This window comes from Micromonospora sp. NPDC047756 (assembly GCF_055587245.1).
Map to the genome: position 1 here is coordinate 53,417 of NZ_JBVJGQ010000011.1, position 25,306 is coordinate 78,722.

The window sequence follows — 25,306 nt, forward strand, 5'->3', positions numbered from 1 at the left end:
CCCACGCCAGCGGTCGCGCCGAGGCCGGGCGGCGGGGGTCCGTCGTGCCCGCAAGATCCGCACACTTTCCCTGATGTTGCTGCCTTGGACCGCCCCCGAGACAGCAACATCAGGGAAGTTGCGCCGATCTTGCGGGCAGCGCGGGCGGGGCGGGTTGGGGCGGCGGGGCGGGGCCGAAGGGGGGTCAGCGGCGGAGGGTGAGGATCAGGTCGGCCACCAGGGCGGTCCAGCCGGTCTGGTGCCACGCGCCCAGGCCGGCCCCGTTGTCGCCGTGGAAGTACTCGGGGAACGCGATCAGGTTGCGCCAGTCCGGGTGGGTCTGGAACATCTGAGCGGCACCGTAGATCGGCCGTCGACCCCAGTCGTCCTGGGTGAAGAGCGAGATGAGCCGGGCGGAGAGGTCGTCGGCGATCTCGTCCAGGGTGTGCTTGACCCCGGAGCGGGTCGGATACTCCACCTGGAGGTCGTCGCCGAAGAACGCCGCGTAGTCGCGCAACGCGCTGATCAGCAGGAAGTTCGTCGGCATCCAGATCGGACCGCGCCAGTTCGAGTTGCCACCGAACAGTCCGCTGGTCGACTCGGCCGGCTCGTAGCCGACCGAGAACTCCTGCCCGCCAAGGCTCACCGAGAACGGCTTGTCCAGGTGCGCGCGCGACAGCGTACGGAGGCCGAAGTCGGAGAGGAACTCGTCCGGGTCGAGCATCCGGGCGAGCAGGCGTACCACCTGCTCCGGGCCGACCATGGACAGCAGTCGCTGCTGCCGGCCATCGGGGCCCAGCCGGCGGGTGCCGATCACCTGCGCGTACTCCGGGCGGTTGGTGAGGAACCAGCGCAGCCGGGCACCCAGTTCCGGTAGGTGGTGCAGGGTCCGGGCGGTGAGCCGGGTGGTGGCGGCCAGCGGCAGGAGCCCGACGACGGAGCGGACCTTCAGCGGCACCTTCGTGCCGTCGGCGAGGCGCAGCACGTCGTAGAAGAAGGCGTCCTCGTCGTCCCACAACCCCTGCTCGTACGCGGCGGCGGCGATGTAGGCGAAGTGCTCGAAGAACTTGGTGGCGGTGTCCACCCAGGTCCGGTCGTGTTCGGCGAGAACGATCGCGATGTCCAGCAGGTTGAGCGCGTACATGCCCATCCAGCCGGTGCCGTCGGACTGCTCCAGCACCCCGGCGACCGGCAGCGCCGCCGAGCGGTCGAACGGCCCGACGTTGTCCAGCCCGAGGAAGCCGCCCTCGAAGACGTTGTTGCCGCCGGTGTCCTTGCGGTTGACCCACCAGGTGAAGTTGAGCAGCAGCTTGTGCATCACCCGGGCCAGGAACTCGTAGTCCCGGCCGCCGTCGATCTCGAACACCTTCAGCGCCGCCCACGCGTGCACCGGCGGGTTCACGTCGCCGAACGCCCACTCGTACGCCGGGATCTGCCCGTTGGGGTGCAGGTACCACTCGCGGAGCAGGAGCAGGATCTGCTCCTTGGCGAAGCCCGGGTCGACCCGGGCGATGCTCACGCAGTGGAACGCCAGGTCCCAGGCCGCGTACCAGGGGTATTCCCACGGGTCCGGCATGGAGATGACGTCGAAGCTGGTCATGTGCCACCAGGCGCTGTTGCGCCCGTGCCGGCGCCCGGCCGGCGGGGTCGAGCCCGGGTCGCCGTCGAGCCAGCGTTTGACGTCGAAGTGGTAGAACTGCTTGCCCCACATCAGCCCGGCGATGGCCTGCCGGGCGACCAGCGCCTCGTCGGGGGTGGCGGCCGGCGGGATCACGCCGGCGAAGAACCGGTTCGCCTCGGCCCGCCGCGCCCACACCACGGCCTCGAAGCCGTCGCTGAGGTCGGCCGGGGGCGGCGGCGCGGCGGCCGGTGGCGACGCGGTGCGGGTCAGTCGCAGCCGGATCTGACGCTGCCCACCGGCCGGCACGTCGAGCACGTAGTGCAGCGCGCCCTTGGTGCCCTCCCGGGCCGGGTTGACCGTTGCCGCGCCGTTGACGACGTGGTCGTTGATGCCGTCCTTCGGGTACGGGGAGCGGCCGGGCAGACCCCAGAGCCGTTCGGCGTTGGTGTCGTTGTCGCAGAGCAGCGGCACCGGGCCGCCGTCGCCCTCCAGCAGCAGTTGGCCGAACACCCGGTGCTCGCCGACGAGGCGGGTGCCCTGACCGGTCAGCCGGGGGATCCGGTCGCCGCCGGGCAGACCCCAGGACCAGGTGTTACGGAACCACAGGGTGGGCAGGACGTGCAGGGTGGCCGCCTGGTCGCCCCGGTTGGCCACGGTCACCACCATGCAGAGGTCGGTCGGGGACGCCTTGGCGTAGTCGACCGTCACCGCCCAGTACCTGTCGTCGTCGAAGATCCCCGTGTCGACCAGCTCGTACTCGGTGTCGTCACGGCCGCGCAACGCGTTGACCGCGACGAGTTCGTCGTACGGGAAGGCGGCCTGCGGGTAGTGGTAGCGCCAGCGCATCCAGGAGTGGGTGGGCGTGGAGTCCTCGTACCACCAGTACTCCTTGGCGTCCTCGCCGTGGTTGCCGCTGTCGCCGCCGAGGCCGAACATCCGCTCCTTGAGGATCGGGTCCTTGCCGTTCCAGAGGGCGAGGGCGAACGCGAAGGTCTGTCGTTCGTCGCAGACGCCGGCCATCCCGTCTTCACTCCACCGGTAGGCTCTGGACCGCGCGTGGTCATGCGGGAAGTAGTCCCAGGCCGTACCGTGCTCGCTGTAGTCCTCCCGTACCGTCCCCCACGCCCGCTCGGACAGATAGGGACCCCATGCACGCCAGTCCTGCTCCCCCGAGTCGGCCTGGGCGAGCCGGAGCCGCTCAGCGTCGGGTGGCGAGGCGTCGGAGGACGATCGGTCAGTGATCACGTGCACATCTTTGACGTCGCCGCGGGACTTGACCACAGCGGCCATTCTCGTCGTGGCGTGTTACACGTTGCCGCCGGTGGAGGAAACTTGATCGACATTCGGTTCGGCCCGCAGGTCTGCGGCGATCTGACCAGCGCGGCCAGCCGGGAGTGGCTGGTCCCCGACGGCCTCGGCGGCTACGCGATGGGCACCGTCGGCGGGCTGCGGACACGTCGCTACCACGGCCTGTTGGTGGTTCCCGGCGAAACGCCGGCGTCCCGTCAGGTGGGACTGGTGAGCCTCGATCCGGCGGTCACCCTGCCGTCCGGCGCACGGGTCCGCCTCGGCGCGCACGAGTGGGCCTCCGGCGACGTGGACCCGCGCGGCTTCGAGCTGTTGGAACGCTTCGACCTGGTCGACGGGCTACCCCGGTGGCGGTGGCGGATCGGCGCGGTGGTCATCGAACGGGAGCTGGCCATGCTTCCCGGCCGCTCCTGCGTCGCGGTGGTGCACCGCCTGGTCGCCGGTGGTCCCGTGCGACTGGAGTTGTCGGCCGCCTGCACCTGGCGGGACGCGCACGGCGAACGGCGGGCCGACGGCCCGGTCCCGCAGGTCGAGGCGGTGGCCGACGGCGCGGTGGTCGAGGGCGCGTACCGGCTCGCCGGCCCGGGCTGGACGCCCGAGGGGCAGTGGTGGCTGGGCGTGCACCACCGCGAGGAGGCCAACCGTGGCCTGAACCCGGACGAGGATCTCTGGTACGCGGGCCGCTTCTCCGGTGAGCTGGAACGCCCCGGCGACACGGTGTCGGTGCGGGCCTGGGCCGGTCGGCTCGACGAGGAGCCGCCGCCGGCCACGGAGATCGTGGCGACCGCCCGGCGGCGCAACCGGCGGGTGGTGGCGACGGCGAAGCCGGCCGACGACGTGGACGCCACCCTGGCGCTGGCCGCCGACGCGTTCGTGGTGCGCACCGACCGGGCGGCGGTCGACGTGGTGGCCGGGTACCCGTGGTTCGGGGCGTGGTCGCGGGACACGATGATCTCGTACGAGGGGCTGTTCCTCTGCACGGGTCGCGCCGACGAGGGTCGGGAGCTGCTGCGGGCGTACGCGGCGACGCTGTCCGAGGGGATGCTCGCCAACACGGCCGACACCGGTCGGGTGGAGTACAACACCGTCGACGGCACGCTGTGGTTCCTGCACGCGGTGAGCCGGCACGTCACCGTCACCGGCGACACCGACCTCGGCGACGAGCTGCTGCCGGCGCTGCGCACGGTGGTCGACGCCCACACCGCCGGCACCCGGTACGGGATCCGGGTCGACCCGGCCGACGGGCTGCTCACCCAGGGCGCCGCCGGCACCGCGCTGACCTGGATGGACGCCCGGGTCTACGGGGTGCCGGTCACTCCGCGCACCGGTAAGCCGGTCGAGGTCAACGCGTTGTGGATCAACGGGTTGGCCGGGCTCGCGGAGCTGGCCGAGCTGGCCGGGCAGGACGCCGACGAGCTGTGGCGACTCCACCGGCAGGCCACCGCCTCGTTCCGGGAGCGGTTCCCGGCCCCGACCGGCTGGCTGCACGACGTGCTGGACGCGCCCGCGCCGGCGTACCCGTTGGGTGGCGCCGCCCTGCACGACGACGACGCGTTGCGTCCCAACCAACTGCTGGCCTGGTCGCTGCCGTACGCGCCGCTGGAGCCGGACGAGGCGACGGTGCGGCGGGTCGGGGGCGGTCTGCTCACCCCCCTCGGGCCGCGCAGTCTGGCCCCGGATGCCGCGGAGTTCGTGGGCCGGCACCGGGGCGGCCCGGCCGAGCGGGACGGGGGCTACCACCAGGGGACGGTGTGGCCGTGGTTGCTCGGCCCGTACGTGGACGCCGCCCGCCGGGGGAAGATGTCCGTCGATGACGTTTTCGTCGGCATTGAGGCGCATTTGATGGAATATGGGTTAGGCTCAGTTAGCGAGACGGCAGATGGCCTCGCGCCGCACACCGCTACCGGGTGCCCGTTCCAGGCATGGTCGGTGGCCGAGCTGCTGCGGGTGCGACGAAAGAGCCAGTAGCGCTTTACACGACCGCAACGGTGGTGTCGCCGCTGGTTATCGCGATCCCGGCAGGATTGGCCTCGATCCAGACGCGACGGCGACATCGATTCGGTGTCGGTCGGCGCGCGCCCGGAGACAACTCAAAGGGGGCCGCATGTCACTCGATGCCCACGTGATCGACATCAACCCCGCCCGACAGCTGCGGGTGCTGATGCTCTCCTGGGAGTACCCGCCGGTGCTCGTCGGCGGCCTCGGCCGACACGTGCACGCCCTCTCCGTCGCCCTCGCCGCCGCCGGCCACGAGGTCACCGTCGTCACCCGCCACAGCGACGGCGCACCCCTGGAGGAGTACGCCGACGGCGTCCGCATCCTGCGCGCCCCCGAAGACCCCGTCACCTTCCCCCTCGCCACCAGCTCCCTGCTGGCCTGGACCATGGCCTTCAACCACACCCTCACCCGCACCGCCCTGCGCGCCACCCAGGCCGGCGCCTACGACGTCATCCACGCCCACGACTGGCTCGTCGCCCACACCGCCGTCACCCTCGCCGATCACCTGGACCTCCCCCTGGTCACTACCATCCACGCCACCGAGGCGGGCCGGCACCAGGGCTGGTTGCCCGAGGAGATGAACCGCACCATCCACGGCGTCGAACACTGGCTCAGCAACTCCTCCATCCGGGTCATCACCTGCTCGGGTTACATGCGCGACCAGGTGACCGCGCTGTTCGACGTGCCCGCCGGCCAGGTCGACGTGGTGCCCAACGGGGTCGACGACCGGGCCTGGCGGGCCCGCCCCCGAGCGGTCGCGTCGGCCCGGGCCCGGTTCGCCGGGGACGGCCCGCTGGTCGGGTACGCCGGACGGCTGGTCTACGAGAAGGGCGTCCAGCACCTGGTGCACGCCATCCCCCGGCTGCGCGAACGGCACCCGGGGCTGCGCGTGGTGATCGCCGGCGACGGCCCGTACCGCACCGAACTGGAGGCGGAGGCCCGACGACTGGCGCTCAGCTCGACGGTCCGGTTCACCGGGTTCCTCGACTCCACCCAACTACCGGCGATGCTCGGCGCCACCGACGCGACGGTGGTCCCCAGCCTCTACGAGCCGTTCGGCATGGTGGCGCTGGAGGCGGCGGCCGCCGGAGCACCCCTCGCCGTGGCCCGTACCGGCGGCCTCGCCGAGATCGTCGAACCCGGCGTGACCGGGGTGACGTTCCCGCACAGCGACCCGGACGCGCTCGCCGGCGCGGTCGGCCAACTGCTCGGCGACGAGGTCTTCGCCCGGCGGCTGGCCCGCCGGGCCCGCACGATGGTCGGCGAGCGGTACGGCTGGGCCACCATCGCGGCCCGCACCGCCGCCAGCTACGCCACCGCGCGCCGTGAACACGGCACCGTGCAGGCCCGCCGCGCCGCCGCCCGACTGAGCGGCGGACGGACCCGCATCGCCATCCCGGAAGGGAACCTGCTCGCCGCCGCCGACCACGCCGTCTGCTGAGCCGAGTCGGACGACCGATAGGTGACTTCCGATCCGCTGGTTAGGGTGTAGCCCGGACAGCGGCTGAGGAGGAGCGTGCACAGGTGCTGATCGCCGGTCGGTACCGGCTGCTCGACCTGGTGGGTCGCGGGGGCATGGGTCGGGTGTGGCGTGCCCGCGACGAGATGCTGCACCGCGAGGTGGCGGTCAAGGAGATCGTCCCACCGAGTTGGTTGGCCGATCATGAACGGGACGAGGTGCGCTCACGCACCATGCGGGAGGCGCGCGCCGCGGCCCGACTCAACCACCCCACGGTGGTCCGGCTCTACGACGTCGTCGCGGTCGACGGCAGCCCGTGGATCATCATGGAGTACGTCCCGTCCCGCACCCTTCAGGACGTCGTGGACGCCGAGGGGCCGCTCGATCCGGCCCGCGCGGCCCGGATCGGGCTGGCCGTGCTCGACGCGCTCCAGGCCGCGCACACCGCCGGAGTGCTGCACCGCGACATCAAACCGCAGAACGTGCTCGTGGCGCACGACGGGCGGGTGATGCTCACCGACTTCGGCCTGGCCACCTTCGACGGTGGCGACGGCGCGATGACCCGCCCCGGCATGGTCTTCGGCTCCCCGCAGTACGTGGCCCCCGAGCGGGCCGCCGAGGGCGTGTCCACGGTGACCGCCGATCTGTGGTCGCTCGGGGCGACCCTGCACGCCGCCGTGGAGGGCCGGTCCCCGTACGCCCGCAGCACCGCGATGGCCACCCTGAGCGCGCTGGCCGCCGGCCCGCCCGACCCCGCCCCCCACGCCGGGGCGCTCGCGCCGGTGCTGGAGGGGTTGCTGCGCCGCGACCCGCGCGAGCGCCTCGACCACGACGCGGCCCGCCGGTTGCTCACGATGGCCGCGACCGGCCGCGCCGACCTGCCGCCGACGACCGACCGGCCCGCCGACGACGGGCCGGTGCCGGGCCTGATCGCCCACCCCGCCGCCGTCGACGACGACCAGGACCCCACCCTCCCGTTGCCCGATCCGTCCGACGCCCCGAACCCTGCCCCGGCCGCCGACGAAGGGGCCTCCCGGGCACCGGGCGCAGACCGGGCGGCCCGGGGACCGGCCACCCGCCGGCTGGCGCTGATCGGTGTGACGCTGCTGGTGGCCGTCGCGGCCGGTGTCGGCACCGCGTTGACCTTCGCCGGCGACAAGCCCGGCGACACGGCCGCCTCGTCCTCCCCGCAGCCACCGAACCGTCCACCCGACAACCGACCGGGCGGACCGGGCGGACCAGGCGGACCGGGCCCCGACTGGCCGGGGCCGCCGCCCGACGGACGCGACGTCCCCCCGCCGCCGTTCGCGTGTGTCCGCCCGCATGTCGCCGGCACGCCGGTGCTGGCCGGCGACCCCGCCACCGCCGAGAGGTTCCGGCCACCGCCGGGCTGGGTCTGGCACGCCGACACCACAGGCTTCCGGGTCTCCGTGCCGGCCACCTGGTACTACTCCCGCGACGACGGGGTGGCCTGCTTCCAGGACCCGGCGACCGGCCGGGCCTTCAGCGTCGCACCCGGCAACAGCGCCGACCCGTTGGTCCGGCTCCGCGCGGCCCGGGACGCCGCCGCCGGGGCCGGGGCGTTGCCGGGGTACGACGAGATCCGGCTCGCCGCCAGCGACGACGGGGCGGAGTGGGAACTCCGGTGGCAGGCCCCCCACGGCGGCCGGTGGCTGCACGCCCGGCAACAGGCTGTCGCCGCCGGCCGCTGGACGCTGGTCTGGATCACCCACGACGAGGACTGGACCGGGGCCGCCGCCGACTGGAAAAAGGTACGAGAGAGTTTCCGACCACCCCGCTGACCTGCACCGTATGGCCATGATCGGGACCACCGTCCGTCGTGGATCGAGGCCGCTCAGTGGATGAATAAGCAGCCATTGGTGGCTATCGTGGATCCCGGGGTGACCGAGGGGGAGCGACCGTGCATCAGTTGCTGATCGCGGGTCGGTACCGGCTGCTCGACCTGGTCGGCACCGGCGGAATGGGCCGGGTGTGGCTTGCTCGCGACGAGATGTTGCACCGCGACGTGGCGGTGAAGGAGGTCGTGCCGCCGGCCTGGCTGGCCGAGACCGAACGCGAGGAGTTGCGGCTACGGACCCTGCGCGAGGCACGCACCGCCGCCCGCCTCAACCATCCCAACGTGGTCCGCCTCTACGACGTGGTGCACGACCGGGAGAGCCCCTGGATCGTGATGGAGTACGTGCCGTCGCGATCCGTGCAGCAGATCATCAGCGCCGAGGGCCCGCTGAGCCCGCAGAGCACGGCCCGGATCGGGCTGGCGGTGCTCGCCGCGTTGCGCGCCGCCCACGCCGCCGGGGTGCTGCACCGCGACGTGAAGCCGCACAACGTGCTGGTCGCCGACGACGGGCGGGTGGTGCTCACCGACTTCGGGCTGGCCACCTTCGACGGCGGTGACGGTGTGATGACCGGGCCCGGCACCGTGCTCGGATCGCCGCAGTTCGTCGCCCCCGAGCGGGCCCGCGAAGGGGTGTCCGACGTGCGCACCGACCTGTGGTCGCTGGGCGCGACGCTCTACGCCACGGTCGAAGGGCAGTCACCGTACGCCAGGTCGAGCGCGATGGCGACGCTCAGCGCGCTGGCCACCGAACCACCGGACCCGATGCGTCGGGCCGGCCCGTTACGTCCCGTCCTTATCGGCCTGTTGCAGCGCGACCCCTGGCGGCGGTTGACCGCCGCCGAGGCGGAGCCGCTGCTGCGCAGCGCCCAGGCGAGCCACGACGAACCCACCCCGTCGTCCCGCTCCACGGCGGTAGCGGCGGCCCGGGACGCCGGGCAGGCCAGGGCGGTCCGGGACGCCGGACGCGCCAGAGCGCCCCAACCGGTCGAACCGGTCGCCCCGTCGGACGAGCCGGCCACTCCGACCCCGGGCCCGCGGCGCCGACCCGGCCGGCGACGGCGCCTGATCGCCCTGGGTGGCGCGGCTGCCGCTGTGCTCGTCGCGGGAGGCGTCACGCTCGCGCTGGTCAACCGGCACGACGACCGGACCCCTCCGTCCGGCTCGGGCGGTGGCGCGCCGACCTCCCGACCGGCCGCGTTCGCCTGCACGGCTCCCCCGCCACCGTCGGCGACCCCGGTGGTGGCGGTGTCACCGCCACCCGGCGTGAAGTACGGGCTACGCGAGGGCTGGACCTGGTACGACGACCCGAGTGGGTTTCGGATCGCCGCGCCGGTGGGGTGGGCGCGCTGGACCGAGGGCTCGGTGACCTGCTTCCGGAGATCCAGCGGGAGCCGGGTGCTCAGCGTCGAGACGGGGCCGGTCCGCCCCGATCCGGTGGCGCACTGGGAGGCCGAGGAGGATCGGCTGACCGCCAGCGCGGCGCTACCGGACTATCGCAAGGTGGACATCTCCGCGATGGACATCTTCGAGGGCGGCGCGGTGTGGGAGTGCGGCTGGAAGAACGCCCTCGGCGTCCCGGTGCACAGCTTCCGCTTGCTGGCTAACACCTCGGCCGACCGCTCCTACACCGTCTCGTGGTTGACAGAAGAGTTCGACTGGCAGGTCAACGCGGCATACTTGCCGATGATCCGGCAGAGCTTCACCCCCACCCTGTGACCCGGTCCGATGTGGACCTTCCGGGTGATGCCCCTGCGGCGCCGACGCTTACTACAGTGGCGTAGTTTTGGGCGCTCAAGATCCCTGGGGAGGGTGAGCCGAGATGATGGGACCGCAACACGCGCTGTCCGGCGCGGCGGTGTGGCTGGCTGGCTCCTGGGCACTGCAGCAGTTCGCCGACTACCACCAGTCGCCGCTCGCGTTGGCGGTGGGCACCGCGGTGTGCGCCGGCGGCGCGCTCTTCCCCGACCTCGACATGTCGGGCAAGGTGACCAAGAACCAGGGTGGGGCCACCGTGGCCCGTACCTTCGGAGTCTTCTCGCTCTTCGCCGCCGAGGTGATGGAGAAGATCTCGCTCGGGGTCTACTACGCCACGAAGCTCAGCAGGGACCCGCGTCGCAACAACGGGCACCGGACCCTCACCCACACGCTGCCGTTCACCGCGCTGGTCGGCTGGGGCACCACCGCCCTCTGCGCCGCGTACGGCAAGTGGGCGGTCATCACCATCCTGTTCTTCATGTTCGGCCTGGCGCTGCGGGGGCTGTTCGACGAGTGGGCCGAACGGGCCGGCTGGGTGATCATCACGCTGGCATCGGCCGGGGCCGCCTGGTTCACCTTCGCCAACCTGCCGGGCGGACGCGGCTATCCCCTGATCGGCACCGCGCTGGGCGTGGGCTGCTTCGTGCACATCCTCGGCGACATGATCACCAGAGCCGGCGTGCCGATCCTCTGGCCGATCCCCATCAAGCGCCGCATGTGGATGATGATCGGCCTGCCGAACAAGATCGCCCTGCGCGTCGGCAGCAAGGCCGAAGTGGTCGGAATGCGCATCGCACTGACCGTCGTCTCCGCGCTCGCCACCGTCGGCCTGATCGCGCCCTCGGTGCTGAGCCGTTTCGACATCGACGTATGACCGATCCGGTCCCGATGCCGGCGCCGGCAGGCACGGCTGGCGACCAGTTGCCGGTCCCGGTGCCGGTGCCGGGCGGCTCGGCCGGCGACCAGTCGCCGGTCCCGGTGCCGGTGCCGCCCGGCTCGGCCGGCGACCACCTGCCGGTCCCGGTGCCGGTCCCGGGCGGCTCGGCCGGCGACCAGCTGCCGGTCCCACCCGAGGCGGACGACCGCGTACCCGAGTTCTGCCGCGCCCTGGGGCTGCCCGGCCTCGCCGACGTGCACGTGCACTTCCTGCCACCACGCCTGTTGCGTCGGGTGTGGGCCTACTTCGACGCCGCCGGGCCGCTGGTCGGCACCGAATGGCCGATCCGCTACCGCTGGAGCGACGCCGACCGGGTCGCGCACCTGCGCCGGCTCGGGGTGCGGGCGTTCAGCGCCCTGGCGTACGCACACCGACCGGGCATGGCGGTAGAACTCAACCGCTGGACGCTGGACTTCGCCCGCGACACCCCCGGGTGCCTGGCCTCAGCCACGTTCTACCCGGAACCGGACGCACCCGGCTACGTCGAGTCAGCCCTCGCCGAAGGTGCCCAGGTGTTCAAGCTGCACCTACAGGTCGGGGGCTTCGCGCCGACCGATCCGGCGCTGGACCCGGTGTGGGGGATGCTGTCCGACGCGGGTGTGCCGGTGGTGGTGCACGCCGGGCACGCCCCGGTGGGAACCTCCCACACCGGCCCGGAACCGTTCGCCGCCCTCCTCGCCCGCCACCCTCGACTGACCGCCGTGGTGGCGCACATGGGAGCCCCGGACTACCAGGCCTTCCTGGACCTCGCCGAGACGTACGAGCGGGTCAAACTGGACACCACGATGGTGTTCACGCCCTACTTCGACCAGTTCGTTCCCTACCCCGCCGAGGAGTTGCCCCGGTTACGCGAGTTGGGGCTGGCCGGCAAGGTGCTGCTGGGAAGCGACTTTCCGAACATCCCGTACCCGTACGCCGACCAGATCACCGGGCTGACCCGACTGGACCTGAGCGACGACTGGCTCCGGGCGGTCTGCTGGAACAGCGCCGCCACCCTGTTCAGCCTGCCCTGACCCTTCGACCGCCACGCTCCTCGGGCCCCGCCCCCTCGCCTTGCCCCTCGCCCCGCCGCGTCGTTACGCGCCTTCCCCCTCCCCCTCGCCCTATCGGGCCGCATCCTCACGCCCTCGCCCCACCGGACCGCATCCTCACGCCCTCGCCCCACCGGGCCGCATCCTCACGCCCTCGCCCCACCGGACCGCATCCTCACGCCCTCGCCCCACCCGGACCGCGCCGCATCCCGCCCCGCCGCGCCCCACCACGCCCCGCCGCGCCCCACCACGCCACGCCCCACCACGCCGCTGCGCGCCCTCGCGCACCGGCCGCACCGCACCCCGCACCCCGCACCCCGCACCCCGCACCCCGCACCCAAGATCGTGCTCGATCCTGGATGTAGTGGCCTCCACGACTATCCAAGGGACTACATCCAGGATCGAGCACGATCTTGCCGCCGCCCGGCCCGCCCACCCCTTGACCCGGGGCCAAGATCCGCGCAACTACCCGGATGTTGCTGCCTCCGGCGGATGGGAGGCAGCAACATCCCCGACGTTGCGCAGATCTTGGCCATGACCGTCCTGCGCGACTGACCGACCGGGGGCGGCACGAGCGGGAGCAGCGCGCACAGACCGGGAGCAGCACGGCGCGGCGCGGACCGACCGGAAGCGGCGGCACTGCGGACCGACCAGGAGCAGCCCGCGGCGTGGGCTGGTGAGGGCCGGGCACCCTTCCAGCCTGGCCGCGCGCAGGGCGCTCGGGCGGGACCGACGCAGGGGCTCGCGGGCCGGTGAATTCTTTTCGACATCGGCTATTGACGTCGCCGTAACAGGTGGCCTAGCGTCCTGTCGAACCGCTTCGTCGAAACGCTTCGACGAAGCTCGGGAGCGATCCCACCCCAGGCCGGAGGAGGTGCGCGGTGGCCACCATGCACGACGTCGCCCGCCTCGCACAGGTCTCGGTCAGCACCGTGTCGTACGTGCTCACGGGCACCCGCCCGATCTCGCAGGCCACCCGTAACAAGGTGCTCGCCGCGATGGCGCAGCTCGACTACCAGCCCAACGCGATGGCCCGTGGGCTGGCCAGTCGCCGCAGCCGGATCCTCGGCCTGCTGATGCCGATGGACGAGCGTGGCCTCGGTGCCACCGAGACCGCGTTCGTCACCGGTGCCGCCGCTGCGGCCAGCGTCGCCGGCTATCACCTGGTGCTCTCGCCGGTCGGCGGGGGCAACCTCGACGACCTGCGTCGGCTGGCCAGTCAGCGGATGCTCGACGGGGTCGTGCTGATGGAGGTCCAGCTGGCCGACGAGCGGGTGACGGTGCTCCAGGAGGCGGGGGTGCCGCTGGTGCTGATCGGTCGCACCGGCGACACCAGCCAGCTCTCCTACGTCGACATCGACTTCGACCAGACTGTCCGGGAGGCTGTCGCGCACCTGGTCGGCCTCGGGCATCGGCGCATCGTTTACGTCAACCACTCGGCTGCCACGTTGGCCAGCGGTTACGGGCCGGCGTTGCGTACCCGTGACGCCTTCACCGCGGCGATGACCGGGCACGGCCTGGAGCCGGTGATGATCGCGGCCGAGGACAGCGCGGCCGGCGGGCGGGCGGCCCTGGCCGCCGCGTTCGCGCAGGCCCCGGAGCTGACAGCGGTGTTGGCGATGAACGAGACGGCGATCTTCGGCATCCTCGGCGAGCTGACCGGCCGCGGGTTGTCCGTGCCCGACGACGTCTCCGTCGTCTCGATGGTCACCTCGCCGCAGGTCGCCGAGCTGGCCACCCCGGCGCTGACGGCGATGACGTCACCCGGTTCGGCGCTCGGCCGGATGGCGATCGAGGCGCTGACGCGCCAGTTGGATGGCCCGGCTGACCTTCGTCACCAGCAACTGCTGCCGTGCGCGTTGGAGGTCCGTGGGTCGACCGCCGTGCCCCGAAGCCACCAGCTGATGGGGGCCGATCGGTAAATGGCCCGTCGCCGCGCTGCAACGCGACGACGGGCCCCGTGAAGTACCGGCTAGATACTCAACGAGGAGGATGCTAATGCAGCGATTCCACCGGCTCGTCGCCGCGATCGCCCTGGCGGCGATGGCGACGACCACCGTGGCCGCGTGCGGCGGTGGTGACAGCGGGGACGACAGTGACGCCAAGGTCCTGAAGCTCTGGCACTACGAGAGCGAGAACAGCGCCATGGGGGTCGGCTGGGACCGGGCGATCGAGATCTTCAAGTCCGAGCACCCGGGCGTGGAGGTGCGCTTCGAGCGCAAGGCGTTCGAGCAGATCCAGCAGAACGCCGGCATGATCATCAACTCGTCCGAGGGCCCGGACATCATGGAGTACAACAAGGGCAACGCGACCGCCGGGCTGCTCTCCTCCCAGGGCCTGCTGGCCGACCTGAGCAGCGAGGCCGACAAGCGCGGCTGGGCCGGCAAGCTCAGCCCCAGCCTGCAGACCACCGCCCGGTACAGCGACAAGGGCGTGATGGGCTCCGGCAAGTGGTTCGGTGTGCCCAACTACGGCGAGTACGTCACCGTCTACTACAACAAGGACCTGTTCCAGAGCAACGGCGTCACGGTCCCGACCTCGATGGCCGAGATGACCGCCGCGATGGACACCTTCGTCGGCAAGGGCATCACCCCGCTGGGCATGGCCGGTGCCGAGTACCCGGCCGGGCAGCTCTTCTACCAGCTCGCCCTCTCCAAGGGCGACCGGCAGTTCGTCGACAACTACCAGCTCTACAAGAACCCGGTCGACTTCAAGGCCGACCCGCTCAAGTACGGCGCGGACACCTTCGCCCAGTGGGTGCAGAAGGGCTACGTCGCGAAGAACTCGGCCAGCCTCAAGGCCGAGGACATGGGCACCGCCTTCATCGGCGGCAAGGTTCCGATGATCGTTTCGGGTAGCTGGTGGTACGGCCGGTTCAAGACCGAGATGAAGGCCAACTGGGACACCTTCCTCTTCCCCGGCAACACCCTGCAGGCCGGCTCCTCCGGCAACCTCTGGGTCGTCCCGGAGAACAGCAAGGCCAAGAGCCTGGCGTACGACTTCATCGACATCACCCTGCGGCCGGAGATCCAGGACCTGATCGGCAACAACGGTGGTGTTCCGGTCGCCGCTGACGCGTCGAAGATCAGCGACCCGAAGGACCGCAAGCTGATCGAGGACTTCAACACGGTCAGCAAGTCCGACGGTCTCGCCTTCTACCCGGACTGGCCGGTCCCCGGCTACTACGACGTGCTGGTCTCCGGCTTCCAGGGTCTGATCAACGGCTCGAAGTCGCCCGACCAGGTTCTGGACACGATCGCCAAGCCGTACGCCGATGGCGTCAAGGAGATCACCGGCAAGTGACACGGCGAGCGGCGGGCGCGACCGGCACGACCGGCGCGCGCCCGCCCGCCCCGCCGGGAAGGATCTTCCATGGCTGTCTCCGAGACGGTCGCCGCCACACCGCCGGCCGCGACCCCCACCCCGCCCGCGCCCAGCCGCAGACGCCGCGGCCGCAACGCGGCGTACTGGCTCTACCTGCTCCCCGGAGCGGCGCTCTTTCTCCTGGTCATCGGCGCGCCGCTGGTCGGCACCCTCTACCTGTCGCTGACCAAGTGGTCCGGCATCGGCGACCCCCGGTGGGTCGGCCTGGACAACTACCGGCAGTTGCTGCAGGACGACGTGTTCTGGGCGTCGTTCCGCAACACCGTCTGGATGCTCGTCGCGATGGTGGTGGTGCCCACGGTGCTGGGGCTGCTGCTGGCCGCGGTGCTCTTCGACGTCGTCGGCCGCCGGTTCAAGCCCCGCACCGCCGCCGCGCTGCGGGCCGCGTTCTACCTCCCGCAGGTGCTGCCGGTCGTGGTGGCCGGCATCGTCTGGGGCTGGATCCTGCGCCCCGACGGCGCGTTCAACAGCCTTCTCGACGTGGTCGGTCTCGGCGCGTTACGCCATGACTGGCTCGGCGACCCGGGCACCGCACTGCCGGCCGTGATGGCCGTGATGATCTGGGTGCAAATCGGCTACCCGGTGGTCGTCTTCATGGCGGCGTTGCAGCGCGTCGACCCCGAGTTGTACGAGGCGGCCGAGGTCGACGGCGCGAACTGGCTGCACCGGTTCCGGGCGATCACCCTTCCGCAGATCCGGCCGGAGACCTTCGTGGTGGCCCTGACCTGCACCATCGCCGCGTTGAAGGTGTTCGGGCCGATCTTCGCGCTGACCCGGGGTGGCCCGGACAACGCGACGAACGTGCCGAGCTACTTCGCCTACTACACGTTCTTCAAGAAGCTGCAGGTCGGCTACGGCTCCGCGATCTCCATGGTGCTGACACTGATCATCGTGGTGGTGGCCGGGGTCTTCATCTGGATGCAGGCCCGCAGCGAGCGCCGGGACCGGGGGTTCTGACATGGCCGTCACGCTCACACCGAGCCCCGCGCCGGTGCTACCGGCCCGGCCCGTACGCGATCGACACCACCGTGGCGTCAGCCGCTGGGTGGTGCTCGCCCTGGTCACCCTCGGCGCGCTCGTCATGCTGGTGCCGTTCGCGTTCATGCTGCTCAACGCGTTCAAGTCGCCCGGCGACTACTCGTCGGGCGGCCCGCTGAGCTGGCCGACGGAGTTCTACACCAAGGGTCTGCGCACGTACTGGACCGAGGTCAACTTCCCGCTGAAGTTCTGGAACTCGGCGGTCATCGCCGGCTCGGTGGCAGTGCTCGGCGTCGCCGTGTCACTGCTCAACGCGTACGCGCTGGGCATCGGCCGGGTCCGGGGCCGGCTGTGGATCGTGGGTCTCTTCCTGCTGGCCAACATGCTGCCGCAGGAGGCGCTGATCTACCCGCTGTACTACGTGGCGAAGCAGGTCGGCCTCTACAACACCCAACTCTCGGTGATCATCATCTTCACCGTGATCCAGAGCGCGTTCGGCACGTACCTGCTGGCCTCGGTGATGGGCACCTTCCCGCGTTCGCTGCTGGAGGCCGCCGCGCTCGACGGCGCCGGCAAATGGACGGTGCTGTGGCGGGTGGTCTTCCCGAACCTGCGGCCCACCCTCGCGGTGCTGCTCATCTTCTTCTTCATCTGGACGTGGAACGAGTTCCTCATCCCGCTGGTCATGCTGATCGACAACCAGACGCAGACCATTCCGGTCGCGCTGGCGTCCTTGCAGGGCGACCGGCTGATGGACGCTCCGACCACCAACGCCGGCGCGCTGATCAGCCTGGTGCCGGCCATCCTCTTCTTCCTCATCTTCCAGCGCACTCTGGCGCGCGGCATCACGGCAGGAGCCGAGAAGTGAAGTTCACCGACGGGTACTGGCAGCTGCGCCCCGGCGTCAGCGTCCTGCGCCCCGGCACCGTGGAGTCGGTCGAGCCGGACGCGCGCGGCTTCACCGTCTTCGCACCGACCGGTCAGATCACCGGCCGCGGCGACACCCTGAACCGCCCCTTGGTCACCGTCCGGTTCTTCTCCCCCGCCCCCGGTGTCATCGGCGTGACCATCGCCCACCACACCGGCGGGCTGCCCCGCGAGCCGCACTTCGGGTTGAGCACCGACGACACCCACCCGGTCACCGTCGACGTCACCGGGCTCAGCGCGACGCTGACCACCGGCGAGCTGACCGCGCGGGTCGCGCTCATCGACGGGTGGCGGGTCGACTTCCTGCACGGCGACCGGCTGGTCACCGCGTCCACCGCCCGCAGCGTCGGCGTCGTCACCGACGCCGAGGGCCGCCGGCACGTACACGAACGGCTCGCCCTCGGTGTCGGCGAGACGGTGTACGGGTTGGGCGAGCGCTTCGGCCCGTTCGTGAAGAACGGGCAGACCGTCGACATCTGGAACGCCGACGGGGGCACCGCCAGCGAGCAGGCGTACAAGAACGTGCCGTTCTACCTGAGCAGCGCCGGCTACGGGGTCTTCGTGGACCACCCGGAGCACGTGTCGTTCGAGGTCGGCTCCGAGGTCGTGGCTCAGACCCAGTTCAGCGTCGAGGGCCAGTCGCTCACCTACTACGTCATCGACGGGCCCACTCCGAAGGACGTGCTGCGCCGCTACACCGCCCTCACCGGCCGCCCGGCCCGGGTGCCGGCCTGGTCGTACGGGCTCTGGTTGTCCACCTCGTTCACCACCTCGTACGACGAGAAGACGGTGACCGAGTTCGTCGACGGGATGGCCGAGCGCGGGCTGCCGCTGTCGGTGTTCCACTTCGACTGTTTCTGGATGCGCCAGTTCCACTGGGTCGACTTCATCTGGGACCCGGCGACCTTCCCCGATCCCGAGGGAATGCTGCGCCGGCTGCACGAGCGCGACCTGAAGGTGTGCGTCTGGATCAACCCGTACATCGCGCAGCGCTCGTACCTCTTCGAGGAGGGCCGCGCGGCCGGTTACCTGGTGCGCAACCCGGACGGTTCGGTCTGGCAGTGGGACAAGTGGCAGGCCGGCATGGCGCTCGTCGACTTCACCAACCCGGACGCGGTCCGCTGGTTCACCGGCAAACTCAAGGCCCTGCTGGACATGGGCGTCGACTGCTTCAAGACCGACTTCGGTGAGCGCATCCCGACCGACGTGGTGTGGCACGACGGCTCGGATCCGCAGCGGATGCACAACTACTACTCGTACCTCTACAACAAGGCGGTCTTCGAGCTGCTGGAGACCGAGCGCGGCGAGGGCGAGGCGGTGCTGTTCGCCCGCTCGGCCACCGCCGGCGGGCAGCAGTTCCCGGTGCACTGGGGTGGCGACTGCGAGTCGACGTTCGTCGCGATGGCCGAGTCGCTGCGCGGTGGGTTGTCCCTGGCGGCCTCCGGCTTCGGCTACTGGAGCCACGACATCGGCGGCTTCGAGGGCACTCCCGACCCGGCGGTGTTCAAACGGTGGGTCGCCTTCGGGCTGCTCTCCTCTCATTCCCGGCTGCACGGCTCCGGCTCGTACCGGGTGCCGTGGGCGTACGACGAGGAGGCCGTGGACGTGCTGCGGCACTTCACCCACCTCAAGCTCAGCCTGATGCCGTACCTGGCGGCCGCCGCCCAGGAGGCGCACCGCGACGGTACGCCGGTGATGCGCCCGATGTTCCTGGAGTTCCCGGACGACCCGGCGACGGCGCATCTGGACCGGCAGTACATGCTCGGCCCGGACGTGCTGGTCGCCCCGGTGCTCAGCGCCGACGGCGACGTCACCTACTACGTGCCCGCCGGCACCTGGACGCACCTGGTCACCGGCGCGCAGGTCACCGGCCCGGCCTGGCTGACCGAGAAGCACTGCTTCGACAGCCTGCCGGTGCTGGCCCGACCGGGCGCGGTCATCCCGTTCGGCTCGCGCACCGACCGACCGGACTACGAGTGGGCCGACGATGTGCGGCTGCGGGTGTACGCACCGGCCGAGGGGCAGCGGACCCGGGTACGGGTACCGTCACCCGGCAACGGGCCGGGCGCCGAGTTCGACGTGCGCTACGCGGGTGGGACGGCCAGCGCCGAACTGGTGGCCGGCACCTCGACGGGCTACATCTGCGAGATCCAGGGGACGCAACGATGACGCAACACCACTTCCCGGAGAGCTTCGTCTGGGGCTCGGCGACGGCCGCGTACCAGATCGAGGGCGCGGCGACCGAGGACGGGCGCGGACCGTCCATCTGGGACACCTACAGCCACACACCGGGTCGGACCCTCAACGGTGACACCGGTGACGTGGCCGCCGACCACTACCACCGGTGGGCCGACGACCTCGGGCACATCGCCGACCTCGGGCTGGACGCGTACCGGTTCTCCATCGCCTGGCCACGGGTGCAGCCGGGCGGCTCGGGCGCCTTCAACCAGGCCGGCATCGACTTCTACTCCCGGCTGGTGGACGGGCTGCTGGAGCGGGGCGTCCGCCCGGTCGCCACCATGTACCACTGGGACCTGCCGCAGGAGTTGGAGGACGCCGGCGGGTGGGCGGCGCGGGAGACCGCGTTGCGCTTCCAGGAGTACGCGGCGGGCATCGTCGGCGCGCTGGGCGACCGGGTGCACACCTGGACGACGCTCAACGAGCCGTGGTGCTCCGCGTACCTGGGCTACGCCTCCGGTGTGCACGCGCCGGGTCGGACCGAGCCGGCGGCGGCGCTGGCCGCGGTGCACCACCTCAACCTCGCGCACGGCCTGGCCGGTCGGGTGGTCCGGGAGCTGGCCCCGTCCGCCGAGCTGTCGGTGACGCTGAACCTGCACGTCATCCGGGGTGCGTCCGACTCGGCCGCCGACCAGGACGCGGTCCGGCGGATCGACGCGTTGGCGAACCGGGCGTTCCTCGGCCCGATGCTGGACGGGGAGTACCCGGCCGACCTGCTGGCCGACACCGCCTCCGTCACCGACTGGTCGTTCGTCCGCGAGGGCGACGAGAAGCTGATCGCGGTGCCGCTGGACGTGCTCGGGGTCAACTACTACTCCAGCACACTGGTCCGGGCGTGGGACGGGGTGTCGGCCCGCTCCGACGCCGACGGGCACGGCGCGTCGACCTCCACGCCGTGGGTCGCCGCGGAGAACGTCGACTTCCTGCCGCAGCCCGGCCCGTACACGGCGATGGGGTGGAACATCGACCCGCCGGCGCTGACCGAGCTGCTGCTGCGGCTGCGGCGCGAATACCCCAATCAGCCCATGATGATCACCGAGAACGGCGCGGCGTTCGACGATGTGGTGTCGGCCGACGGCCGGATCCACGACGACCGGCGGATCGACTACCTGCGTCGGCACATCGGCGCGATGGCCGACGCCCGCACGCAGGGCGCGGATGTGCGCGGCTACTTCGTCTGGTCGTTGCTGGACAACTTCGAGTGGGGCTACGGATACGACCGCCGCTTCGGCATCATCCGGGTCGACTACGACACCCAGGTACGCACCTGGAAGGACAGCGCCCACTGGTACCAGCGACTCGCCGCCACCGGTGAGCTGGACCAGGCGCAGGACTGACACCGACCGGTGGCGCGTCGCCGTCCCCGCCCGTCGAGGGCCGGGGGCGGCGACGCCGTTTCAGCGCCATGCCCGGCGGAACTCCGCGCGGACATTTGTCCAAGACATCCGAGCGACGGCCGGGCATCGTCGTCGCCATGAGCGAGTACGACGTCGCGCGGTCGCCGGCAATGCACGTGGTTCACGACGGTCCGCCGGGGGCGCCGCCGCTGTTGCTGATCCACGGATCAGGGATGTCGGGCGCCTCCTGGAATCCGGTGGTGCCGGCGCTCGCTGGCCACCACCACGTCATCCGGGTGGACCTCCCGGGCTGCGGCCGGTCGCCGGCCCCGCCGTCGTACGCGGTGCCCGACCAGGCGGACCGGGTGGCCGCGGTGCTCGACGACCTCGGCGTCCGGCCCGTCGTCGCACTCGGGCACTCCAGCGGCGGTTACATCGCCACCGCGCTCGCCGAACGACGCCCGGACCTGGTGCGCTCGCTCGCACTGGTCAGCACCGGCCCGAGTCCGGACGCCTTGCTCCCACAGCCGGCCCTGCTCCGGGCCCTGCTGGCTCCACCGCTCGGACCGCTGCTCTGGGCGCGGCGATCGGACGCCATGATCCGCAGGGGGATCAGCGTCACCTGCGCGCGTCCGGTCGACGTTCCGGACGAGCTGGTCGGCGACCTGCGACACCTCACCTACCGCACGCTGAGGTCGGTGCTGCGCGCCTACGACGCGTACATCGCGCAGCGCAGCGTGCCCGAGCGCCTTGCCCCTCTCGACGTCCCGGTGCTGGTGGTCTTCGGCGGCGCCGACCCCCGCTGGGAGCCGTCGTCGGCGCACCGGTACGAGACGGTGCCGAAGGCGCGGGTCGAACTGCTGCCCGGCGTCGGACACGTCCCCATGCTCGAAGCGCCCGAGGCGACCGGCCGGCTGCTGCTGGGCTTCACGGCAACCCCCGCGGGCACCCCACCGACGCCCCCGACTGCCTAGACTCGGCAGATGCGGCCGATGGGGACGACCCCGCTCGACTGGTCGTTGGTGGACGTGGTGGTCCCGCGCCCGTCGACCCGGTTGCCGGGGGTTCGCATGGCCGGGTTCCGGCACCGCGCCCGCGCACCGGTGGACATCGCCATGGTCGCGCACCCGTCGATCACCCTGATCGTCGACCTCAGTGAGGAGACCGGCCTCACCTACGCCGTGGACGGCCAGCCCAGACATGGCAGCGCCGTCGTCGGCCTGCTTCCCGGCGACCTCCGGGCAACCGGCCGGGGGTTCGGCGAGTGCCTCCAGATCCGGTTGGAACCGGTCGTCGCGGCCGCCGTGCTCGGCGCGTCGAGGGAGATCTGCGGGGCGGTGGTCTCCCTCGACGACGTCTGGGGCCGCGACGCCGAACGCACGGAGGCCCGGCTACGTGCCACCGCGTCCTGGGACGAACGGTTCGCCATCGCCACCGAGATCCTCGCCCGGCGGCTGGACGCTCGCCGACCGGCCGATCCGGAGGTCACCCACGCCTGGCGGCGGACCCGCACCAGCCGGGGCCGGGTACGGGTCGACAGCCTGGCCGACGAGGTCGGCTGGAGCCGCAAACGCCTGCTGTCCCGCTTCCGCTCCCAGGTGGGCATCACACCCAAACGCGCCGCCCGCCTGGTGCGGTTCGACCACGCCGTGCACCTGCTGGCCGCCGGCCACTGCGCCGCGACGGTCGCCACCGAGAGTGGCTTCGTCGACCAGTCACACCTGCACCGCGACGTGGTGGAGTTCGCCGGGCAGACGCCCACGGCGGTGGCCGCCGCGCCGTGGCTCGCCATCGACGACGTGGCGTGGCCCGCCCGCTAGACCCCGACGCGCTGCGGCGGGACGGTGAGCCCGTACATCTCCATCAGCTCCGGGGTGTCGACCCGGCTGCCGTCGGCCACCGAGTCGCAGGCGATGTCGACGATCTGGTCCTTGTGCGCCAACAGGTACGGCCGGGCGCCGACGTCGGCGCTGGCCAGGGTGGCGATGCCGGGCCAGTGCCGGCGGCCGAACAACATCGGGTAGCCGCGCAGCCCGTCGTAGGTGGCGCAGACCAGCACGTCCGGGTACGGCAGCGCGGCCACCCGGCTGACCGCCGCGGCGGTCAGGCCCGGCATGTCGACCGGCACCACCACCACCGCCTCGATCCCCTCGTCGTCCATCGCGGCCAGGCCGGCCCGGATGGACGAGCCGACCCCGGTGCCCCACGCCTTGTTGATCACAACGGTCGCCTTGGCCAGGTCGGCGGTCTCCTGGACCTGCTCGGCGGCAGCCCCCAGGACGACCACGATCCGCTCGCAGCCCGCCTCGGTCATCGTGTCGATCATCTGATTCACCAGGGGCTTGTCGCCCTGGTGCAGCAGCGCCTCGGGACCACCGATCCGTCGTCCCCCGCCTGCGGCGATGATCATTCCTGCGATCCCGTTCAGCTGCGCCCCCTCAAGCATGGGAGCGACCGCGACCGATCTGCCCCCTCCTACGGACACTGCAACGAGGAGCGCCAACCAGGGGTGGCGGGGCGAAAAGGAGAAATAGCACAACCGTTATACACCGGACCCGCAGCCGATCCGCCCCGCTTCCGCTCCCGCGGCGAGCCGTTGATCAAGAGATGAGAAAGAGGTCGGCAGGGCTCCTGGAACCTACTTCAGGTCACCTGATCATGGCGGGAGTGGCGGTCAGGCCGCGTCGGCGTAACAGTCGACGATCGACAGGTCCAGTGGGAACCGGACCGGCGTCGCGCCGAAGAGCAACGCGGAGGCGCGCTCACCCGACCGGTTGACGGCCTCGGCGACCGCGTCCGCCTGATCGGCCGGCGCGTGCACGACCACCTCGTCGTGCTGGAAGAAGACCAGCTCGGCGTCGCTGCCGGACAGCTCCGTGCGCAGCGTGGCCAGCAACGTGGAGGCCCACTCCGCCGCCGTGGCCTGGATGACGAAGTTGCGGGTGAAGCGCCCCCGGGACCGGGCGGCACGCGCCCGCGGACTGTGCGGATCACCCGCCGCCTCCGGATCGGCGGGCTCGTCGTCGGAATCACCGAACCCGACCGAGCCGGGCGGGCACGTCCGCCCCAGCCACGACCGCACCAACCCACCCGTCTCACCGGTACGCGCCGCCGCCTCGACGTAACCGAACGCCGTCGGATAGCTGCGCTTCAGCACCGCCAACGCGGGCACCGCGGCCCCGCCGGTCTGCCCGTACATCGCGCCGAGCAGGGCCACCTTGGCCTTGGCCCGGTCACCGCCGAACGCGTCCCGGGCCAGGGCCGCGTAGAGGTCGCCAGCACCACCCGCCGCCGCCAACCGCTCGTCGCCGGAGACCGCGGCCAGCACCCGGGGCTCCAACTGGCCGGCGTCGGCGACCACCAACCGCCAGCCCGGATCGGCCACCACCGCCCGTCGGATCACCTTGGGAATCTGCAACGCGCCACCACCCCGGGTGGCCCACCGGCCGGAGACGACACCAGCCGGCACGTACTCCGGTTGGAACCGGCCGCCCCGCGCCCACTGATCGAGCCAGGACCAGCCGTGCGCCGTCCAGACCCGGTACAGCTCCTTGTATTCCAGCACCAGCGGCACCGCCGGATGGTCCACCCCGCGCAGCACCCAGGCCCGCGTGTTGGGCAGCTCCACCCCGGCCCGGGCGAACGCCTTCAGCAGCTCCGCCGGAGAGTCCGCGTGCAGACCGCGTACGCCGAGCGCGTCGGCGATCCGGGCGGCCAGCTCGGCGAGTCGGCGGGGCGGACCACCGACCGGGGACGCCTCGCCGAGCAGCTCGTGCAGGATCTCGTTGTGCACGTCGGCCCGCCAGGGCAGCCCGGCGACACCCATCTCCGTCGCGACCAGCGCGCCGGCCGACTCCGCGGCCACCAGCAACCGGAACCGGCCGGGGTGCTCGGTCGCGGCGACGCGGGTGAGCTGGTCGGCGTACACCTGGATCAGTGCCTCGATGCCCGGGCCCGGCGGACCGGGCAGGGTGTCGAAGAGCGCGCCCTGCCCGTGCCCGGGAGGCGCCGCGACGCGCGGCGGCGGGTCGGGCGGCACCGCCGCGCCGGTCAGCCGGGCCCAGGCGGCGGCCAGCGAGCGGGGCTCACCCCACCGGCCCACGTGCCCGAGCAGCAACGCCTCGGTCAACTCCACGTCATGACACCGATCGACCCGGACGCCGGCGCGCAGCAGCGTCGGGTAGATCGCGGTGGCGGTCGACCAGACCCAGCGCGGGTGCTCGGCGGCCTCGCGGGCGGCGAGCGCGGCGACCAGATCGGTGACGACCTCGGGTGCGCCGCTCGGCCGGCCGGTGGCGTCCAGCGGGCACAGCACTCCCCCACCCCTCTCGTCGGACACCACCGCCACCAGCACGAACGTGATTCTGCCTCTCCGGTCCGACAGGAACGGAGGCGCACCTCACCGTCGTCGGGCCGGTGGGCTGTCGGGGCCGCTCGGTAGCGTGATCGGGTGCCTCCCCAGATCCCGCATCCCGATCCCGGCACCCCCGACGCCC

Annotated in this window: 17 protein-coding genes; 14 read left to right on the top strand and 3 right to left on the bottom strand. The window is 71.8% G+C overall.

Annotated elements, in window-relative coordinates; translation table 11 throughout:
• Positions 1–184: 184 nt before the first annotated feature.
• The gene (locus ACZ6NZ_RS31165; RefSeq protein ID WP_465861427.1) at positions 185–2,890 is read right to left on the bottom strand and encodes an MGH1-like glycoside hydrolase domain-containing protein; all 2,706 of its coding nucleotides are present in this window, start codon (positions 2,888–2,890) and stop codon (positions 185–187) included.
• Positions 2,891–2,932: 42 nt separating this feature from the next.
• Between ACZ6NZ_RS31165 and ACZ6NZ_RS31170 the strand changes: the two genes are divergently transcribed.
• From ACZ6NZ_RS31170 to ACZ6NZ_RS31235, 14 genes are all read left to right on the top strand, one after another.
• On the top strand, positions 2,933–4,876 hold the full coding sequence (locus tag ACZ6NZ_RS31170; RefSeq protein WP_465861429.1) for an amylo-alpha-1,6-glucosidase: 1,944 nt from the start codon (positions 2,933–2,935) through the stop codon (positions 4,874–4,876).
• A 136-nt stretch (positions 4,877–5,012) separates the two neighbouring features.
• Positions 5,013–6,347, top strand: a complete 1,335-nt coding sequence (locus tag ACZ6NZ_RS31175) for a glycosyltransferase family 4 protein (protein WP_465861430.1) — start codon at positions 5,013–5,015, stop codon at positions 6,345–6,347.
• An 83-nt stretch (positions 6,348–6,430) separates the two neighbouring features.
• A complete protein-coding gene (locus ACZ6NZ_RS31180) occupies positions 6,431–8,167 on the top strand; it encodes a serine/threonine-protein kinase (RefSeq protein ID WP_465861432.1) in 1,737 nt (578 codons plus the stop codon).
• 119 nt (positions 8,168–8,286) lie between these two features.
• Positions 8,287–9,939 (top strand): serine/threonine-protein kinase, encoded by a 1,653-nt coding sequence (locus tag ACZ6NZ_RS31185; RefSeq protein ID WP_465861433.1) that lies wholly within the window; start codon positions 8,287–8,289, stop codon positions 9,937–9,939.
• 103 nt (positions 9,940–10,042) lie between these two features.
• Positions 10,043–10,852, top strand: a complete 810-nt coding sequence (locus ACZ6NZ_RS31190) for a metal-dependent hydrolase (RefSeq protein ID WP_465861434.1) — start codon at positions 10,043–10,045, stop codon at positions 10,850–10,852.
• A 182-nt stretch (positions 10,853–11,034) separates the two neighbouring features.
• Positions 11,035–11,928, top strand: coding sequence for an amidohydrolase family protein (locus ACZ6NZ_RS31195; RefSeq protein ID WP_465861538.1), 894 nt, complete (start codon positions 11,035–11,037; stop codon positions 11,926–11,928).
• A gap of 908 nt (positions 11,929–12,836) precedes the next feature.
• A complete protein-coding gene (locus tag ACZ6NZ_RS31200) occupies positions 12,837–13,868 on the top strand; it encodes a LacI family DNA-binding transcriptional regulator (RefSeq protein ID WP_366608734.1) in 1,032 nt (343 codons plus the stop codon).
• A 76-nt stretch (positions 13,869–13,944) separates the two neighbouring features.
• Positions 13,945–15,249 carry an ABC transporter substrate-binding protein gene (locus ACZ6NZ_RS31205; RefSeq protein WP_366608691.1) on the top strand — a complete coding sequence of 435 codons (1,305 nt, stop codon included), beginning with the start codon at positions 13,945–13,947 and terminating at the stop codon, positions 15,247–15,249.
• Between the two features lie 69 nt (positions 15,250–15,318).
• Positions 15,319–16,287: a carbohydrate ABC transporter permease gene (locus ACZ6NZ_RS31210; RefSeq protein ID WP_465861436.1), complete on the top strand. Its 969-nt coding sequence runs from the start codon at positions 15,319–15,321 to the stop codon at positions 16,285–16,287.
• Between the two features lies 1 nt (position 16,288).
• Positions 16,289–17,176 (top strand): carbohydrate ABC transporter permease, encoded by an 888-nt coding sequence (locus tag ACZ6NZ_RS31215; RefSeq protein ID WP_465861437.1) that lies wholly within the window; start codon positions 16,289–16,291, stop codon positions 17,174–17,176.
• The gene (gene yicI / locus ACZ6NZ_RS31220; protein WP_465861439.1) at positions 17,173–19,404 is read left to right on the top strand and encodes an alpha-xylosidase; all 2,232 of its coding nucleotides are present in this window, start codon (positions 17,173–17,175) and stop codon (positions 19,402–19,404) included. Before ACZ6NZ_RS31215 ends, yicI begins: the two co-directional genes overlap by 4 nt.
• The gene (locus ACZ6NZ_RS31225; RefSeq protein WP_465861440.1) at positions 19,401–20,810 is read left to right on the top strand and encodes a GH1 family beta-glucosidase; all 1,410 of its coding nucleotides are present in this window, start codon (positions 19,401–19,403) and stop codon (positions 20,808–20,810) included. The genes yicI and ACZ6NZ_RS31225 overlap by 4 nt, the downstream gene beginning before the upstream one ends.
• Before the next feature lie 137 nt (positions 20,811–20,947).
• Positions 20,948–21,784, top strand: a complete 837-nt coding sequence (locus ACZ6NZ_RS31230) for an alpha/beta fold hydrolase (RefSeq protein ID WP_465861441.1) — start codon at positions 20,948–20,950, stop codon at positions 21,782–21,784.
• Positions 21,785–21,793: 9 nt separating this feature from the next.
• Positions 21,794–22,630, top strand: a complete 837-nt coding sequence (locus tag ACZ6NZ_RS31235; RefSeq protein ID WP_465861443.1) for a helix-turn-helix domain-containing protein — start codon at positions 21,794–21,796, stop codon at positions 22,628–22,630.
• Here ACZ6NZ_RS31235 and ACZ6NZ_RS31240 read toward each other — a convergent pair.
• Together ACZ6NZ_RS31240 and ACZ6NZ_RS31245 are read right to left on the bottom strand one after the other, a co-directional pair.
• A complete protein-coding gene (locus tag ACZ6NZ_RS31240) occupies positions 22,627–23,220 on the bottom strand; it encodes a nucleotidyltransferase family protein (RefSeq protein WP_366608697.1) in 594 nt (197 codons plus the stop codon). The genes ACZ6NZ_RS31235 and ACZ6NZ_RS31240 overlap by 4 nt on opposite strands.
• A gap of 264 nt (positions 23,221–23,484) precedes the next feature.
• Complete coding sequence (locus ACZ6NZ_RS31245; protein ID WP_465861539.1) at positions 23,485–25,194, bottom strand: bifunctional 3'-5' exonuclease/DNA polymerase; 1,710 nt, start codon at positions 25,192–25,194, stop codon at positions 23,485–23,487.
• Positions 25,195–25,306 lie beyond the last annotated feature (112 nt).